Genomic DNA, 16,398 nt, shown 5'->3' on the forward strand with positions numbered 1-16,398 from the left:
CGCTAAAACGGGATCGGGAAGTGCCTTTCTTGAGAAAGCGAAACTTCCGACATTCATCTGCGCCACGGCGTCTTTACTCTCTCCACTCCCGAAAAACCCAGGAGTTAAGGATGACCAGCGCCCTGTTCAGAGATGGATTTCCCTCGGCTCACCGCACTACGCGTCAACGGATTGAAGGCAGCATTGACCTGCGCCGATTGTTCACGGCCATCGACGCCGACCCGGCGCTGATTGGCGCGGGGGTGGTGTATATCGATGAGGACTTCAATGCAGTGACCTTGCGTGAGTTTCAGGCGGTTTGCAGGGTGCAGCCGATCAAGGTGGTGCTGCGTGAGGCACCGCGGGCTGTGGGGGCGGTGGAGTTCAAAAGGATGTTGGAGCATGAGCCGAGGGAGTCGGAATGGGTGGCAGAGGCGTTGAAGACAGCGGTGACGTGTGGGGGGGCATTGCTGAGCTGGATGGTAGTAACGAGTGGAGTGATGTTGATGCCATTTACGGCTGGGACGAGTGTGGTGATTACATTTATCGGTAACGCCGCCCTGGCTGCCAGTATCACCCAATGCCTCATCGGATTAGGTCGAACCGGCGCTGAGGCGTTTGCTCCACACTACCTTGATCAATTGGATAACGACGCTTGGTATCAGGCCGTTAGCGCGACCCTGGACGCCATCTCTTTGCTTGGCGTTGCTACCTCGGCTTTGAGCATCATCAAAACAGTCAATACAGCAACGAAAGTCACCGGTAAGCCACTCAGGCAAGTACTGAAAGGCCTGAACCGGCAAGAGCGCGCCAAGCTGAATGATGAGCTGCTAAGGCTTCAAGACCCTCGATTAACGGTAAAACTCCTTAAAGTGAAACAAGCCAGCAGAGCACTGCCGAAACGAATCAGCGCCATAGAAATGCAAATGGCTACCGTCAACCACATAAGAGAAGCGGTCGCGGCAACGCTGGGTTTCGCGAGCAGCTCAATGCCAGGAAACATCAAAACGTTGGCCATTGGCATCTACGAGGAAGTTAGCCAATGAGCAAACATAAAAGGAGAAGGCACCTTAAGGAATTCGAAACAGACGAAAAGTGGAACGATTGGAAAACCTTGAACCCTGAGGAGCGCGCTTATGCCTACTTCTACTTTGAAAACCCTAAAAAGTTCAGGAGGCGCTATGCACTAGTGATTGGCGCCGACCTTATGATTGGCTGCCTCACAATTGCGATGACCGCAGTCCTGATGTTGATGACCTTCCTCACAACAATGGATGAAGACATTGCAGTCAGAATTTTTTATTTCGGCAGTCTCGTAGTGGGCTTTACCCTCGTTGCCTCCAAGATTCAGGTGGTCTATGGCCGAATCCGCTTGGTATGGATGAGTGTCGGTATTTATGTAATCTGCTTGCTGATCTCCATCCCCGCGATAGCGTACCGTCCGCCACTTTTTCTCTACTTCATGGCTCTACTTAGCCCGCTGACAGGTCTGCTGGTTCTCAACAGCCCCCGCTGCCGCGAACTGCGCTACAAAATGCTCGAAATCCGCCACAAGCGCGAAGACACCATCGCTACCCTGAAACAGCAAGGCCGCTGGAAATAGTGGTAACACCCCCACTCAAACAAGGACCCCCCATGCAAGACATCCATAACATCCTGCGCCAATACAACACCGAAGGCGCCACCCACCTTTACTCAAGCCCGCCTTCGGTACTCACCCCCGCCGACCTGTACCGGGCCAAGCACGATGCGCATTACCGCGACTTGATCGCCGGCAGCAATATCTACCTGATCACTGCCCGGCGCCGGGTGTTGATCAATCCGCTGGATATTTGCCTGATGGGCCGCTCAGCCCATGGCAGTTTCCTGGTGATGGATGAGTACGGTGTGCAGTCGGTGCCGTTTCGGTATGACATCGCGCCGATCAATGCCGACGATGATGAAGACATCGAGCAGGTGCTCGTCGCGCCAAATGGCACACACCTTTTTGTGATGACCGCCTCGAGAAAACAAACCGTCGCCGCCCATGTGGTGGTGAGCCAGGCCGACAGTGCCCTGGAAGCGGACCATCGGGACATGCAGGTGTTGTACGTCGGCCAGGGCATCGGCAAGGTGCACGCACGTACCGCGGTCGACCGGTTGTTGAACCACACCACCTTGCAACGCATCCTCGCCGAGGCCTCGACCAATAGCCCCGAGCTGGAGATTTCACTGTTGCTGTATCGCTTTGAACATGGCCGGACCGTGATCAGCAACGGCGGTAACTTCAACGTCGACCCTCGCGCCACCGAGGAAGAAGAAACCGCGCATTTCGAGCGGTTGCGGGGTGTGCGTCTGAACAGAAACGAGGTGATTTCGCTGGCGGAAGCGGCGCTGATCAACCACTTCAAGCCGCACTACAACACCCAGCTCAAATCGACTAACTTCGCCGCCAGCCAAAAGATCGTGGCGTTGAAAAAACTCCTGGCCAAAGGCATCACCGGCCTCACTGTGGAAATTTCAACAGCGAACCTCAATGCACGCCTGGGCACCCCCGCCGCGTTGCCGATGGACCTGGAACAGCTGCTGCCCGATTACGCGCTGGAAGGCGTCTACCTCAACACCGATCAACAAAAACAGGCCTGGGCCGAGCAACTGCACCTTATGGCCCATACGCATCTGGCGAGTTTTGCACTGACCACGCCCCAGGAGCGCGAGACCTTTATGCACGGCATGGTGTGGCTTGGGGAGACCGAACGCGAGCAGCTCTGGCCGTTGCACGGCAAGTTCGAATAATCGGAATGAGCAGGCTGTTGATTGGGTAACAACCTGCCTCCCGACTGTTGCATAAACAACCCCCCAGCCTACCCACTCAAAAAAACACCCATAATTTCAATCACTTAATTATGACAAAATGATGGCACATAGCTTGCTATCAACCTCCCCAGCTTACTCTTCAAAGAGCGGCCCCTGCGCGATGGGACGGCATACCGCCTGCCCCGCGCCCAAGAATGGAATTTCTTAAGGGACCTTGCCATGCACGCGTTGCTTCGCACCCATCGTTACACCAAACCCGCCCGCCCGTTTGTGCTTGCCAGTGCACCGTTCATGGCGCTGTTGGCCGGCGATGCGCTGGGGGCTGAATCCCAGACCACCACCGCCCTGCCCCAGGTCACGGTGACCGCCCAGCGCCACGAAGAATCGGCCCAGGACGTGGGCATCGCCCTCACCGCCCTCAGTGGCGAGGACTTGCAGAACAAGGGCGTGACCAACGTCAATGAGCTGCAAAACTACGTGCCCAACCTCGACATCGCCCCGCAGTACGGCGGCGGCAACCCGCTGTTCCGCATTCGGGGCGTGGGCCTCAAGGATTACGGCAGCAATAACACCTCCACTGTGGGCGTGTACCTCGATCAAGTGGCGTTGCCCTATCCGATCCAGACCCAAGGCCAATTGTTCGACCTGGAGCGCGTCGAAGTTCTGCGCGGCCCGCAAGGGACGTTGTACGGGCGCAACAGCACCGCCGGTGCGATCAACTTCATCACCAACAAGCCGACCCGCGAGTTTCACGGCGGATTGACCACCAGCTACGGTTCCTACAACGCCAGCAACGTCGAAGGGTTCCTCTCCGGCCCATTGACCGACACCCTGCGCGGGCGCCTGTCCTTCATCACCGAGCAAGGCGGCGCCTGGCAGGACAACCGCGTCACCGGGCAAAGCCTGGGGGACAAGGACAACACCTCGGTGCGCGGTCAGTTCGACTGGGACGCCACGCCGGACATCAACTTCAACCTCACCGTGCATGCCGGCGAGGACAAGTCCGACAGCCGTGGTTCGTACCTGTACCAGGGCCTGAAACCCAACGCCAACGGCGCGGCGTACTCCGCCATCAACCCGGAAAACAACGGCAAGAAAACCGGTTGGGGCCTGACCCCAGGCTTTGCCAAACTCACCGGGCTGTCGGTGGGCGACAAACCCCATCGCGACAACGACAACACCGGCTTCGCGCTCACCGGCACGTTCGACCTGAACGACCACCTGAGCGTCACCAGCATCACCGCGTCCGACCGTTTCCGCCGTCGCGAATACATCGACTGGGATGCCTCGGTGATCCCGCAATCCGATGAATATTTCGACTCGAAGATCGAAGTGTTCTCCCAGGAACTGCGCCTGGCCTCCCACGACAACGAGCGCTTCAACTGGCAAACCGGCCTGTACTTCGCCCAGGACCGCCTGGACGAAAACTTCTACTCGGACTTCAGCGCCAACCTGGGTTACGGCACTTACACCTCCTACACCCAGAAATCCAACACCTACAGCGCCTTCGCCCAGGGTGACTACCGGCTCACCGATGACTTGAAGTTGATCGTCGGTATCCGCCAGGAAAAAGAACACCGCGAACTGGAAGACTTCGCCACCCAACGCATCCTGGTCAACAGCGGCGTGTACAGCCTCGGCCAGCTCAGTTTCCCGGCAGCCGACAGTGATCTGGACAGCAACTCCACTTCGTGGAAACTCGGTTTGGAGTACCAGCTAACCCCATCTACCTTGCTGTATTCCACGGTCAGCCGAGGGATCAAGTCCGGGGGCTTTACTGCTTATAACTCCAGCTATGCCGAGCAAATCGCGCCGGTCAAACCGGAGAAACTGCTGGCCTATGAAGTGGGCTTCAAGAGCGACCTGAGCGACACCCTGCGCTTCAACGGTTCGGCGTTCTACTACGACTACCGCGACCAGCAATACCAGTCCCAGGTGTGGATCAGCCAACAGGTGGGCAACGTGGGTCGGCTGGTGAATATTCCCAAGTCGAAGATCTACGGCTACGAGCTGGAGCTGCAATGGGAGCCGCTGTCGGGCCTCACTGTTGGCCAGTACTTCGGCACCAAGAAAGGCAAGTACGTCGACTACCAGGGCCTGAACAGCACCGCCACCCGCGCGGTGGGTTTTGCCTACCCGGTGTACACCGACTTCTCCGGTTCCAGCCTGACCAACTTCCCGAAAATCAGCTACGGCGGCCAGTTGCAGTACGTGTGGGACGTGGGCGGTTTCACCTTCAGTGCCGAGAGCGACTACTCGTTCCACGACCGCATCACCGGCAGCAACGGCACCACCACCCAGGCCTACTGGCTGGCCAATGCGCGCCTGGGCATCACGCCCAAAGGCAGCAACTGGTCCGGCGCGCTGTGGGCGCGCAACGTGTTCGACAAGAAATACGACCTGTACCACGGCTCGTTCCTGTCCAACGCGCAAATCGCCACACCGGGTGACCCGCGCACCGTGGGTGTGCAGGCCAGTTATAAATTCTAGGAGGCTGTGATGTCGTTCGACCTGAACCGCCGCCAGGCGCTGGGCCTGCTGATTGCCGCGCCGCTGGTATTACGTTACGGCAGCGCCCTGGCCAATGTGGCCACGCCGTTCACCCTGGGGGTCGCCAGTGGCGATCCCTGGCCCGATGGGTTTGTGATCTGGACGCGGCTGAGTACGTTGCCGCTGTTCCCCGGCAACGAATACGCCTTGCCCGCCAGCATCCCGGTGGACTGGGAAGTCGCCCTGGACGAGAACTTCCAGCGCATCGCCCAGCGCGGCCGCACCCAGGCCCTGGCGATCAACGGCCACGCGGTGCATGTGGAACTGCGCGGGTTGCAACCGGGCCGTGAGTACTGGTATCGCTTTATCGCCCTGGGCGAACGCGGGCCGACTGGCCGGGCGCTGACCTTGCCGGCGCTGAACGCCAAGGTCGACCATCTGCGCTTGGGCGTGGCCTCTTGCGCTCACTATGAACGGGGGTTTTTCAGCGCTTATCGGCATATGGCCAACGAGCGCCCCGACTTGGTGCTGTTCCTCGGTGACTACATCTACGAATACACCAATGCGCCCGGCACCCAGGGCCTGGCCCGCGCCTACAACGCGCCCGAAGCCACCGACCTGGCCGGCTATCGCTACCGCTACGCGTTGCACAAGACCGACCCTGATTTGCAACACCTGCACGCCGCCGCGCCATGGATCGCGACCTGGGATGATCATGAGGTGCAGGACGATTATTCCGGCGTGTCCTCCAAGGATCCGAGGGTGACCTTTGCCGCGTTCCAGCAACGCCGAGCGGCGGCGTACCAGGCGTTTCTGGAAAACATGCCGCTACGCCGCCCGCCACTGGGCAGCAACGGCAGCCCGCAGATTTATCGGCGGTTTACCTATGGCGACCTGGCGGCGATCCCGGTGTTGGATGGGCGCCAATATCGTTCGCGCCAGCCGTGTTACCAGGCGCCCAATTTCGGTAAGGGGCATATGGAATTGAGCAGTTGCGTGGACCTCGCCGATCCCAAGCGAACGCTGTTGGGATTCGAACAGGAGCGCTGGCTGTATGACGGTTTGCGTCGCAGTGACAGCCGCTGGAACCTGCTGGCCCAGGACCTGTTGGTGGCGCCGTTGCGGGCGGAGCGTCCGGGCACGGATGGGGCGCGGTATTGGACCGACAGTTGGGATGGGTTCCAGGCGGCGCGTGGGCGGCTGATCGAAAACCTGCGGGACACCCGAGTGGCGAATCCGGTGGTGTTGAGTGGGGATTACCATTCGTTCTGGGCCAACCATTTGTATGAGCGGCCGGAGGATCCGGAGTCGAAACTGGTGGCGGCGGAGTTTGTGGGCACATCGATTACGTCGAATGGGCCGAGTTATGAGGCGGTGCAGTCGATCTTGCCGGCCAATCCGCAGATTCGGTTTTATGACAGTCGCCCGCGCGGGTATTTGTCGCTGGAACTGACGCCTGGGCAGTTGTCGGTGAAGATGCAGGCTATCTCTGATCGGCTGGATCCACAGGCCACCGTGTCGACCCTCAAGCAGTTTGTGGTAGAGAGCGGCAGTCCCCGGTTACAGGTTGTATGAGGGGTTAAATGTGGGAGGGGGCTTGCCCCCGATGGCGGTGTGTCATTTGGTGGAGGTGTTTGGTCGGAGTACATATCCGTTATTTAGGTAACGGCGGCTTATGGTTCCGCTCTTACAGCGGCTCACTTTTGGAAAGGCCCAAAAGTAAGCAAAAGGCCTTCGCCCCACCACTCGGCACCTCGCCTAGGCTCGGTGTGCCCTCTCTCCGGCTTGAATCCGTGGGCCGCCGCCACGCGCCATCCATGGCGCGGGGCGGCTAACCCGGCGTCCTGCCGGGTTACCCACGGATTCAAGCCTGCGTTCGGCCAGCGTGGTTTAACGGGGCGCCTAAGATCAAAAGCCAAATCAAAAGCCAGAGCCAGAGCCAGAGCCAGAGCCAGAGCCAGAGCCAGAGCCAGAGCAAACCACTCTCTACCTGATGTATGGAGATCAAAACTGTGGGAGGGGGCTTGCCCCCGATGAGGGAGTGTCAGCCGAAAAGTTTGCAGCTGACACACCGCCATCGGGGGCAAGCCCCCTCCCACAGTGTTGACCGAGTACGACACACCCAACCGGTCGGCTCTAAGGCCGCCGCGCTCTTGCTTTTGATCTGCGGTCGCCTCGTCAAACACGCTGGCCGAACGCAGGCTTTGGAGCGTGGGCATGCCGAGCCTAGGCGAGGCACCGAGTGGTGGGGCGAGGACCTTTTGCTTCCTTTTGGGTCCTTCCAAAAGTGGGCCGCCGTAAGAGCGGAACCATAAGTTGCCGTTACCTAAAAAACGGATATGTACTCCATCACCCAACATCCAACAACCGTCCCGGAATATCCGCCAACAAGCTCCGCGTATAGTCACTCCCCGGCGCCGTAAAGATCTGCTCACACGCCCCCTGCTCCACCACCTTGCCCCCGCGCATCACCACCACATGGTCGGAAATCTGCCGCACCACCGCCAGATCATGGGAGATAAACAGGTAGCTCAACCCCAAGCGCGCCTGCAAATCCGCGAGTAGCTTCAAGATCTGCCCCTGGATCGACGCATCCAGCGCCGACAACGGCTCATCCAACACCAATAACTGCGGCTCCAACGCCAACGCCCGGGCAATCGCCACGCGCTGGCGTTGCCCGCCGGATAACGCCACCGGCTGGCTGCCCAGCAACCGCGCCGGCAATTCCACTTGTTCCAGCAAGGTCGCCGCGCGCTGCTTGCGCCACGCCGGGTCGCCAATATCGAATGCCTGCAAGGGCTCGCTGATGATCTGCTCCAGGCTCAACCGTGGATTCAGCGACGCATAGGGGTTCTGATACACCACCTGGATCCGCCGCCGCAGCGCCAGCCAGTCACGCCGCGAAACCCGGCTGATGTCTTGCCCGTCAAACAGCACACTGCCGCTGTCCAACCGCTCCAACCCCAGGATCAACCGCGCCGTGGTGGACTTGCCCGAGCCCGACTCGCCCACCAGGCTGGTGGTGCCATGGCGCGGCAGATGAAACGACACATCGTCCACCGCCAGCGATGTCGAATGACGCCACGTGGAAAAGTCCTTGCGTAGACCTTGAACGGTCAGCAGCGGTGTTTTATCCGACGCAACCACACTCGTGGACCGCCGCTGTTGCACCAACAGGCTCGGCGCGGCCTCCAGCAATTGCCGGGTGTAGGCATGCTGCGGTGCTTCAAACACACGCCGCGCGGCACCGGTTTCGACAATCCGCCCCTGGTGCATCACCAGCAACCGATCCGCCCGGTCCAGTGCCACGCCCAAGTCATGGGTGATCAACAACACCGCCGTGCCGCGCTCACGGGCCAGGGTTTGCAGGCGGTCGAGGATCTGCCGCTGTACGCCCACATCCAATGCGCTGGTGGGTTCGTCGGCGATCACCAGCGGTGGGTCGTTGGCCAAGGCGATGGCGATCAACACCCGTTGGCGCATGCCGCCGGAGAGTTGATGAGGAAAGCCACGCGCAATCCGTTCAGCGTCTAGCAAGCCGACTTCCCGCAGCAGTTCCAGGCTGCGCTGACGCGCCAATACCTTGGGTACGCCGTGCAGGGTCAGCGCTTCCACCAACTGCTGGCCGATACGTTTCACCGGGTCCAGGGACAACGCTGGGTCCTGGGGCACAAAACCCACGCTGCGCCCGCGAATGCTTTGCCATTGGCGCTCGCTGGCGCTGGTCAGCTCCTGCTCCGCCAGACGAATACTGCCGGACTCAATCTGCGCATTGCCCGCCAGCAACCCCACCAACGCCGCAGCGGTGGTGGATTTACCCGAACCGGACTCGCCGACAATCGCCAGGATCTCCCCGGCCTTGAGCTGAAAGTCGATCCCCGCCACCCCTTCCGTGCGCCCGTCGCGACCGTGATAGGCAATGCGCAAGTCGCGCACCTCCAACAACATCTGTTCGGTCATCGTGTACCCCCTTGATCCTGCTGCAACGCCCGCGCCAGTTGGTTGGCCGACACCACCACCGCTGCCACCACCAGGCCCGGCAGGCTGGTGTACCACCAGGCGGAAATCATGTAATTGCGCCCCTCGGCCACCAGCAAGCCCCATTCCGGTTGCGGCGGCGGCGCGCCGAAGCCCAGAAAGCTCAAGGCCGATACCGACAGCACCGCACTGCCGAACTCCAACGCCGCCAAGGCTAATACCGGCGCGCTGGCATGGGGCAGGATATGCCGCAGGATAATCGTCCACGGCCCCACGCCGCAGGCCGATGCAGCTTCGACAAAGGTGCTGGCGCGCCAGCGCAGCACTTCACCGCGCACCAGGCGGGCGAAGGTCGCCACTGACGACAAGCCCACCGCCAAGGCGATATTCACCGTGCCAAACCCCAGCACCGTGATCACCGCCATCGCCAGCAACAGCGCGGGGATCGCCATCAGCACTTCCACGCAACGCATCAACACGGCATCCACCCAGCCGCCGAAAAACCCCGCCAGCACCCCCAGCACAATGCCGCTGAACAACGCGATCAACACCGCCAGCAAGGTGGCGCGCAACGATAAACCCGCGCCGTATACGGTGCGGCTATAGAGATCGCGGCCCAGGTGATCGGTGCCAAACCAGTGCGCCGTCGAAGGGCTTTGCAACGCGTTGGCCGGCACGCCAAGCAAGGGATCGAAATGCGTAAACAACTGCGGCCACAGCGCCCAGCCGAGCACCAGCAACAACACGATTACCCCCAGCGGCAACAGTGGGCGGCGGCGCAGCACGCTGAAATGGCGTGGCCGTGGCAACACGGCAGTCAATACAAGGCTCATCGGGCACCTGCGCGAATACGTGGATCGAGTAACGGATACAGCAGGTCCACCAGCAGGTTGACGCTGATAAAAATCAGCGCCGCCAACACCACCACGCCCTGCACCACCGGAATGTCCTGGCTGCTCACCGCGCCTTGGGCCAGACGGCCAATGCCTTCGCGGGAGAACACGGTTTCAGTCACCACGGAGCCCGCCAGCAACGACCCCACGATCACCCCGCTCAGGCTGAGGATCGGGATCACCGCGTTATGCAGCACATGGGTCAACAGCACCCGCAACGGGCTCAACCCCTTGGCGCGCAAGGCGTCCACAAACGGTAGGCGCGAGGTGGCGGCCAACGAGCGCGCCAATACCTGGGCGATCACGGCGCTGGTGGGGATCGCCAAGGTCAGCGTCGGCAGTACCAGCGAGGCCAGCCCTTGATTACCCATGGCTGGGAACCAGTGCCAGCCAAAGGAAAACCACTGCAACAGCAACAGCCCCACCCAGAACGTCGGTAACGACACCGCCACCGCCGGCAAGCCAAGCAACAGGTCTCGCAGCCAGCGCTGGCGGGTCAGGCTGGCCACCAACGCGAGCCCCACACCGAGTACCAGCGACACCACCAACGACACCAGCGCGAGTGCTGCGGTCTTCGGCAATGCCTCGGCCAGCGATGCCGACACCGGCTGGCCACTCTGGATCGAGTGACCAAAATCCAGCTGCACCGCGTGCCACAACGCAATGCCGTACTGCACCGCCAGCGGCTCATCCAGATGGTATTGCGCCCGCAACTCAGCCACTTGTTGCAGGTTGACCGAGGTCTGCTCGCCGCTCTGGTTAAGCATGATGCTCACCGGGTCGCTGGGCAGCGCATACAGAATCACAAACGACACACTGAACGCCGCCCACAACACCAGCAACGCCTGGCCGCCCCGGGCCAACAGGTAGAACGCCGCGCCCTTCATGGCTGCAACCAGGTGTCGAAGAACTGCAACCGCGACGACGCCTCATAGTGCAGGCCCTGGACGTTCTTGCCGTGGGCCAGCACGGTCGCCAGTTCCACGAGAGCAATTGCATGACCGTCGCGCAACAACAACTCACTGGCCTGGTCGATCAGCACTTGGCGCTTGGCGGTGTCGAGGGTCTCGGAAGACTCGCGCAACAAGCGGTCCACCTCACTCGGCTCACGCTTGTTGATGTTATAGCCCTCGGCGTAATACACCGTGCGCAACACATCCGGATCGGCGCGGGTCAGGTTGAGAAAGCGCACGCTGAAATCTCCCGCCGCCTGGATCGCCGTGACCTGGCTGATGGTGGATTTATTCAGCTGGAAATCCACGCCCACGCCTTTCAACTGCTGCTGCACCAGCTCCAGGATCGGCGTCTGCTGCCAATAATCCAGGCGAAACGACAGGCGCTGGCCGTCCTTGACCCGCACCCCATCGGCGCCCACTTGCCAGCCGGCCTCGTCGAGTAACTGACGTGCGCCCTCCGGATCGTAGGCCAACAACCCGGAAAAATCGCGGTACAGCGGCGTGCTGGTCGCGAGCAACGCAGTCGCCGGTTTTTGATAGCGCGAAATGATGCGCTGCAACTCGGCACGATCAATCGCCTTGCTCAAGGCCTGACGCACCTTCACATCGGCAAACAGCGGCGTCGATTCGTTGAGCGCCAGGTTGAACACCACACCGGGGTTGGCGCGGGTCAACAACACCAGCCCCTGGCCCTCGATGCTCGGTTCATCCTGGGGCGCCACGCTGGTGTTCACCTCGATCTGCCCGGAAGCCAGGCTGCCCAGGCGCACGCCGGATTCGGGGATGATCAGGAAGTCGATACCGTCCAGCCAGGCCTTGCCCTTGTGCGCCGCCAGGGATGAGCCCCAGGCGTAATCGTCACGCCGTACCAGCGAGACTTTTTGGTTATGCACGAAAGACTTGAGCACAAAGGGACCGGAGCCGACCAACTGGCCCTGGCAGCGGTCCGCCGAGGGCAGCGCCAGGTTGGCCGGTGACAGCAGCCCCAGCGTCATGGTCGAGGTGGCTTGCAGGAATTGCGCATTGGGTTGTTCGAATTCAACTACCACGGTGTGACTGTCCGGCGTCTCGATGCTTTTGAGTCCCGCCAAGTAAGTCGAGCCTAAAATCGAGCGTGCGCCCAGCGCCACAATGGCTTGCAGATTGGCCTTCACCGCCGCCGCATCCACCGCTGCACCGTCGCTGAATGTCGCGCCCTGGCGCAGCACGAAAGTGAAACGCCGCGAATCGGCGTCCACCTCCCAGCGCTCGGCCAGCCACGGCACGATATCGCCGCTGACCGGGTCTTGATCGGTCAGCGAGTCCACCAATTGCCGCCCCACATTCAGCGCCGTGTTATTGCCCGCTTGCTGCGGGTCGACACACTGCGGGTCGCCGTCCAACGCCACGCGCAAGGTGCCGCCGCTTTGTGGCTTGCCGGGTTCCACCTGGGTGGCTTTATCGGGGGGCCCGCCGCAGGCTGCCAGCAGCAACGCCAGCATGGCGACTGAAAGCTGCTTCATGCCTGCGCTCCCTGATGACGGTTGGCGATATACGGCAGACCGAGGTTCTCGCGCAGGGTCTGGCCCTGATATTCCGTGCGGAACAAGCCCCGGCGTTGCAGCTCCGGCACCACGCCATCGGCAAAGTCGGCGATGCCTTGATGCAGCCCGGAGAACATCACGTTAAAGCCATCGGCAGCGCCGCTTTCGAACCATTCCTGGAAGTCATCCGCCACGCTCTCAGGCGTGCCGATGAGGATGCGATGGCCACCGGCGGTGAGTTTGTTGAACAACTCACGCACCGTCGGGCGCTCGCGGCGGATCAGGTCGAACACCAGTTTCTGGCGGCTCTTGTGGGTGTTGGTGTCGAACTGCTCCGGCGGCAACGGCACCTGGGAATCAAACGGCAGCTCCGACAAATCAAACCCCAGGCTGGTAAAGCGCGAGATGGAACTGAGGAAGGCCTTGGGGTCTTGCAGTTCCTGCAACTGATCGTATTTGGCCTGCGCCTCGGCCTGGGTGCGGCCGATCACGGTCGAGACGCCCGGCAGCACTTTGAGGTGTTCAGGGTTGCGCCCCAACGCCGCGGCGGTCTGCTTGATCTCCTGATAGAACGCCAAACCCTGCTCCACCGTGTGCTGCGCGGTGAAGATCAACTCCCCGGCCCGCGCCGCCAAACGTCGACCGGCGTCGGAAGACCCGGCCTGTGCGATCACCGGGTAGCCCTGTACCGGGCGCGAAGCGTTGAGCGGGCCTTGCACCTGGAAGTGTTTGCCGTGGTGGTTGAGCACATGCAGCTTGTCGGTATCCAGCCACTGCCCGCTGGCCTTGTCCTGGATAAACGCATCGTCGGCCCAGCTGTCCCACAGGCCGGTGACCACGTCGTAGAACTCTTCGGCGCGCTCGTACCGGTCGGCGTGCTGGATATGGTCGTCGCGGTTGAAGTTCTCGCCGCCGCCCAACGAGGTGACCAAGTTCCAGCCCACCCGCCCGCCGCTCAGGTGGTCGATATTGGCAAACTTGCGCGCAATGTTGTACGGCTCGTTGTAGGTGGTGCTGGCGGTGGCGATCAGGCCGATATGCCGCGTGGCCAGGGCCAGCGCCGGCAGCAGCACCAGCGGGTCCCAGCGCACACTGTTGGGGCCACGGGCCAGGGCCAGCGGGTCGAGGTCGACATTCACCGAGTCGTTGAAGAACAGCGCATGAAAGCGCGCCGCCTCGAGTTTTTCGGCGATCCAGCGGTAGTGTTCGAAGTCGCGGAACGAATCCGTGGCCGCACTCGGGTGGCGCCACGCCGAGCCCATGATGCCCGCACTGGGGATGAAGGCGCCGAGCAGGATTTGGCGGTCGTGTTGGCTCATGTCGCAGTCCTCATCAGAAGTTGTAGGTGGCGCGGGTGTACCAGAACGCGCCGTAGGGATCGAACGGCGAGATGCTGCCGAACTTCGGAAAACCGTTGATATCGCCCTGGGGAAACGCGTTGTTGTCGGCACGCACGTTGAGGATGTTGTTGCCGCCCACCGCCAGGTTGAGGTTCTTGGTGAAGTTGTAGGCCACCTCCAGGTCGGTCAGCCATTTGGCGCCGTAGGTCACGTCGTAGGCGGGGTTGGCGTCGCGGGCGATGACCTTGTCGTAGCGCGTCAGGCCGGCGTTGACGTCGAAGTTGTCGACCTTCCAGTTGGCGCTGAGGATCAGCTTGGTCTTGGGGTTGGCCACGGTCAGGTAACCCTGGGCCACGCGGTCGAACAGCACCAGGTTGCTGCCGGCGGCAGTGAGGGATGCGGGCGTCGACTTGATGCTGTCGATGGTGGTTTTGTTGTAGTTGGCGGCCACGCCGTATTTGACGGTGCCAAAGGCGCCGTAGTCGACGCGGTAATCGGTCACCAGGTCGATACCACGGGTGGTGGTGTCGGCGGCGTTGGTGAAGTACTTCACCCGATAGCCGGGACGGTAGCCGTTGGCTTGCAGGATCTGGTCAACCCCGGTGCCATACAGGAAGCCGGTCTGGGCAATGCGGTCGCGAATCTCGATCTGGTAGGCATCGAGGGTCACGTTGGCTTCCGGCAGCGGCTTCCAGGCAAAGCCGACGCTGATATTGCGTGACTTCTCCGGCTTGAGCGCCTCGGCGCCGAGGGCCTGGCCCAGCACGGAATCCACCCGCACCGACTTGGCCTCGACGAACTGCGCCACGCCGTTGACCGAGGTGTACTGGTTGGCGGTTTGCGCATACACCGATTGCGACAGCGACGGCGCCCGGAAGCCATTGCTCAAGGTGCCGCGCAGGGCGAATTCCGGGGTCAGGTCGTAGCGCAGCGAGAGCTTGCCGCTGCGGGTGTTGCCGGAATCGTCATCGTAATGTTCGAAGCGCCCGGCCACACCGACATAGAGTTTTTCCGTTGGGTTGACGCCCACATCCACATAGCTGGCGTAGCTGTTGCGACTGGCCTGGCCTTCGTCTTCCGGGGTCAGGGTGATCGCGCCCTGGGCCCCCACTGCGCCCGGTTGCCCGGCCAGCGGACCGCTGGGGTAGACGTAGCCGCCGTTGATATACGACAGCGGGTTGCCGGACTCGGTCTTGTAGCGTTCGTGCCGGTGTTCAAGGCCGCCGGAGACTTGCAGCGGCTTGCTCAGGCCCACGTCGAAGGCGCGGGTCAGGTCGAGGTTGTTGGTCCACTGGTCGAAGTAGTTGGTGTAGGTGGTGAAATGGGTCGGGCTCGACGGGCCTAGCGACGCGTTGAGGGTTTCGTCGGCACCGGCCACGCCTTTGTCGCGGCCGAAGGTCGAACTTAAGTCCCAGTTCCATTCGGCGACCTTGCCCTTGCCGCCGGCCGCCACCTGGTAGTCGGTTTCGCGCAGGGTGTAGAACGGCGCGGTGCCGTCGGGGTAGATCGACGGGATGATGTTGGTGGAGTTGGGCCGGCGGTAGTTCTGCCCGCCCCGCGCATCGCGGTTGCTGAGGGTGGAGAACGAATACAGGGTCACATCGTCCAGCGGCAGTTCGGCGTTGTAGGCGACGTTGATCGCCTTGATTTTCGGCAGGCCGTTCTTCTGCACGTCTTTGTCGTTGGCCTCGCGCGGGTCGGCGGAACCGTCGGGCTGGCGGTAGTAGAACGCACCGGTGGCGTCCCGCGCACGCACGGCGGTCTGCTGGGACTTGGCGTCGAGGGACAGGTTGAAGAAACCGTCGTTGGGCAGCGCGAAACCACTGTTCAGCGTCTGGCGAATCGTGCCGCCGTCGCCCTTGGTGTATTCGCCATAGGAGGTGCTGACCGAACCGCCGTTGTCGCTCTGCTTGAGGATGATATTGATCACCCCGGCAATCGCATCCGAGCCGTATTGCGCCGACGCGCCGTCGCGCAGTACTTCGATATGGTCGATGGCGCTGACCGGGATCATGTCCAGGTCCACCGGGTTGGTGCCGTAGGCCGCGGTGGAATCGAGGTTGATCACCGCACTGTTGTGACGGCGCTTGCCGTTGACCAATACCAGCACGTTGGAGCCGTTGAGGCCACGCAGGCTGTAAGGTCGGGCGATGCTGTCGTTGGACGAGCCGGACGGGCGCTGGGCAAACGACGGCAAGGTTTTCTGCAAGGCGGCGCGCAGGCTGCTGTCGCCGGTCTTTTCCAGTTGCTGGGCGCTGATCACATCAATCGGCGCCGGGCTGCTGGTGACGGTGCGCGCCTCGCTGCCGCGGGAACCGGTGACGATCACCGTGTCGAGGGTGTCATCGGTGGTGGCGGCATAAGCCGGCAGCATGGAGAAACCGGCGAACATCAAGGGTGCGAGGTGCAGGGTGGAACGGTAGGCAGTGAGTTTCATGGCAGG

11 protein-coding genes and 1 pseudogene are annotated in these 16,398 nt (G+C 61.6%); 5 read left to right on the plus strand and 7 right to left on the minus strand.

Annotated elements, in window-relative coordinates; all coding sequences use genetic code 11:
* The first annotated feature begins 110 nt into the window (after positions 1-110).
* The 5 genes from DYL61_RS19990 to DYL61_RS20010 all read left to right on the plus strand — a co-directional run bounded on the left by DYL61_RS19990 (position 111) and on the right by DYL61_RS20010 (position 6,840).
* On the plus strand, positions 111-1,025 hold the full coding sequence (locus tag DYL61_RS19990) for an Ssp4 family T6SS effector (protein WP_135309760.1): 915 nt from the start codon (positions 111-113) through the stop codon (positions 1,023-1,025).
* Positions 1,022-1,582, plus strand: coding sequence for a hypothetical protein (locus DYL61_RS19995; protein WP_135309761.1), 561 nt, complete (start codon positions 1,022-1,024; stop codon positions 1,580-1,582). The genes DYL61_RS19990 and DYL61_RS19995 overlap by 4 nt, the downstream gene beginning before the upstream one ends.
* A 32-nt stretch (positions 1,583-1,614) precedes the next feature.
* Entirely contained in the window at positions 1,615-2,754 is a 1,140-nt protein-coding gene (locus DYL61_RS20000; RefSeq protein WP_135309762.1) for a hypothetical protein, read from the plus strand.
* Positions 2,755-2,994: 240 nt separating this feature from the next.
* Complete coding sequence (locus tag DYL61_RS20005; protein ID WP_135309763.1) at positions 2,995-5,265, plus strand: TonB-dependent receptor; 2,271 nt, start codon at positions 2,995-2,997, stop codon at positions 5,263-5,265.
* 9 nt (positions 5,266-5,274) lie between these two features.
* Positions 5,275-6,840 carry an alkaline phosphatase D family protein gene (locus tag DYL61_RS20010; RefSeq protein WP_135309764.1) on the plus strand — a complete coding sequence of 522 codons (1,566 nt, stop codon included), beginning with the start codon at positions 5,275-5,277 and terminating at the stop codon, positions 6,838-6,840.
* A 774-nt stretch (positions 6,841-7,614) separates the two neighbouring features.
* Here the strand turns inward: DYL61_RS20010 and DYL61_RS31930 are convergent.
* The 7 genes and pseudogenes from DYL61_RS31930 to DYL61_RS20045 form a co-directional block, all read right to left on the minus strand.
* Positions 7,615-8,436 (minus strand): ABC transporter ATP-binding protein, encoded by an 822-nt coding sequence (locus DYL61_RS31930; protein ID WP_420825082.1) that lies wholly within the window; start codon positions 8,434-8,436, stop codon positions 7,615-7,617.
* Positions 8,428-9,225, minus strand: a pseudogene (locus DYL61_RS31935) (ABC transporter ATP-binding protein); the annotation flags it as partial. The gene DYL61_RS31930 and the pseudogene DYL61_RS31935, both read right to left, overlap by 9 nt.
* Positions 9,222-10,076, minus strand: a complete 855-nt coding sequence (locus DYL61_RS20025) for an ABC transporter permease (protein ID WP_105699425.1) — start codon at positions 10,074-10,076, stop codon at positions 9,222-9,224. The pseudogene DYL61_RS31935 and the gene DYL61_RS20025, both read right to left, overlap by 4 nt.
* Positions 10,073-11,023 carry an ABC transporter permease gene (locus DYL61_RS20030; protein WP_135309766.1) on the minus strand — a complete coding sequence of 317 codons (951 nt, stop codon included), beginning with the start codon at positions 11,021-11,023 and terminating at the stop codon, positions 10,073-10,075. Before DYL61_RS20030 ends, DYL61_RS20025 begins: the two co-directional genes overlap by 4 nt.
* Positions 11,020-12,594, minus strand: coding sequence for an ABC transporter substrate-binding protein (locus tag DYL61_RS20035; RefSeq protein WP_135309767.1), 1,575 nt, complete (start codon positions 12,592-12,594; stop codon positions 11,020-11,022). Before DYL61_RS20035 ends, DYL61_RS20030 begins: the two co-directional genes overlap by 4 nt.
* Positions 12,591-13,934 carry an LLM class flavin-dependent oxidoreductase gene (locus DYL61_RS20040; RefSeq protein ID WP_135309768.1) on the minus strand — a complete coding sequence of 448 codons (1,344 nt, stop codon included), beginning with the start codon at positions 13,932-13,934 and terminating at the stop codon, positions 12,591-12,593. The genes DYL61_RS20035 and DYL61_RS20040 overlap by 4 nt, the downstream gene beginning before the upstream one ends.
* A gap of 13 nt (positions 13,935-13,947) precedes the next feature.
* On the minus strand, positions 13,948-16,392 hold the full coding sequence (locus tag DYL61_RS20045) for a TonB-dependent receptor plug domain-containing protein (RefSeq protein WP_105699417.1): 2,445 nt from the start codon (positions 16,390-16,392) through the stop codon (positions 13,948-13,950).
* Between the last annotated feature and the right edge of the window lie 6 nt (positions 16,393-16,398).

Source organism: Pseudomonas nabeulensis (assembly GCF_004682045.1).
In the GTDB taxonomy this organism is placed as follows: Bacteria; Pseudomonadota; Gammaproteobacteria; order Pseudomonadales; family Pseudomonadaceae; genus Aquipseudomonas; species Aquipseudomonas nabeulensis.

Excerpts from the sequence above, each read along its gene's own strand:
- DYL61_RS19990 (WP_135309760.1), top strand. The coding sequence starts at position 111 with ATGACCAGCGCCCTGTTCAGAGATGGATTTCCCTCGGCTCACCGCACT.
- DYL61_RS19995 (WP_135309761.1), top strand. The coding sequence starts at position 1,022 with ATGAGCAAACATAAAAGGAGAAGGCACCTTAAGGAATTCGAAACAGAC.
- DYL61_RS20000 (WP_135309762.1), top strand. The coding sequence starts at position 1,615 with ATGCAAGACATCCATAACATCCTGCGCCAATACAACACCGAAGGCGCC.
- DYL61_RS20005 (WP_135309763.1), top strand. The coding sequence starts at position 2,995 with ATGCACGCGTTGCTTCGCACCCATCGTTACACCAAACCCGCCCGCCCG.
- DYL61_RS20010 (WP_135309764.1), top strand. The coding sequence starts at position 5,275 with ATGTCGTTCGACCTGAACCGCCGCCAGGCGCTGGGCCTGCTGATTGCC.
- DYL61_RS20025 (WP_105699425.1), bottom strand. The coding sequence starts at position 10,076 with ATGAGCCTTGTATTGACTGCCGTGTTGCCACGGCCACGCCATTTCAGC.
- DYL61_RS20030 (WP_135309766.1), bottom strand. The coding sequence starts at position 11,023 with ATGAAGGGCGCGGCGTTCTACCTGTTGGCCCGGGGCGGCCAGGCGTTG.
- DYL61_RS20035 (WP_135309767.1), bottom strand. The coding sequence starts at position 12,594 with ATGAAGCAGCTTTCAGTCGCCATGCTGGCGTTGCTGCTGGCAGCCTGC.
- DYL61_RS20040 (WP_135309768.1), bottom strand. The coding sequence starts at position 13,934 with ATGAGCCAACACGACCGCCAAATCCTGCTCGGCGCCTTCATCCCCAGT.
- DYL61_RS20045 (WP_105699417.1), bottom strand. The coding sequence starts at position 16,392 with ATGAAACTCACTGCCTACCGTTCCACCCTGCACCTCGCACCCTTGATG.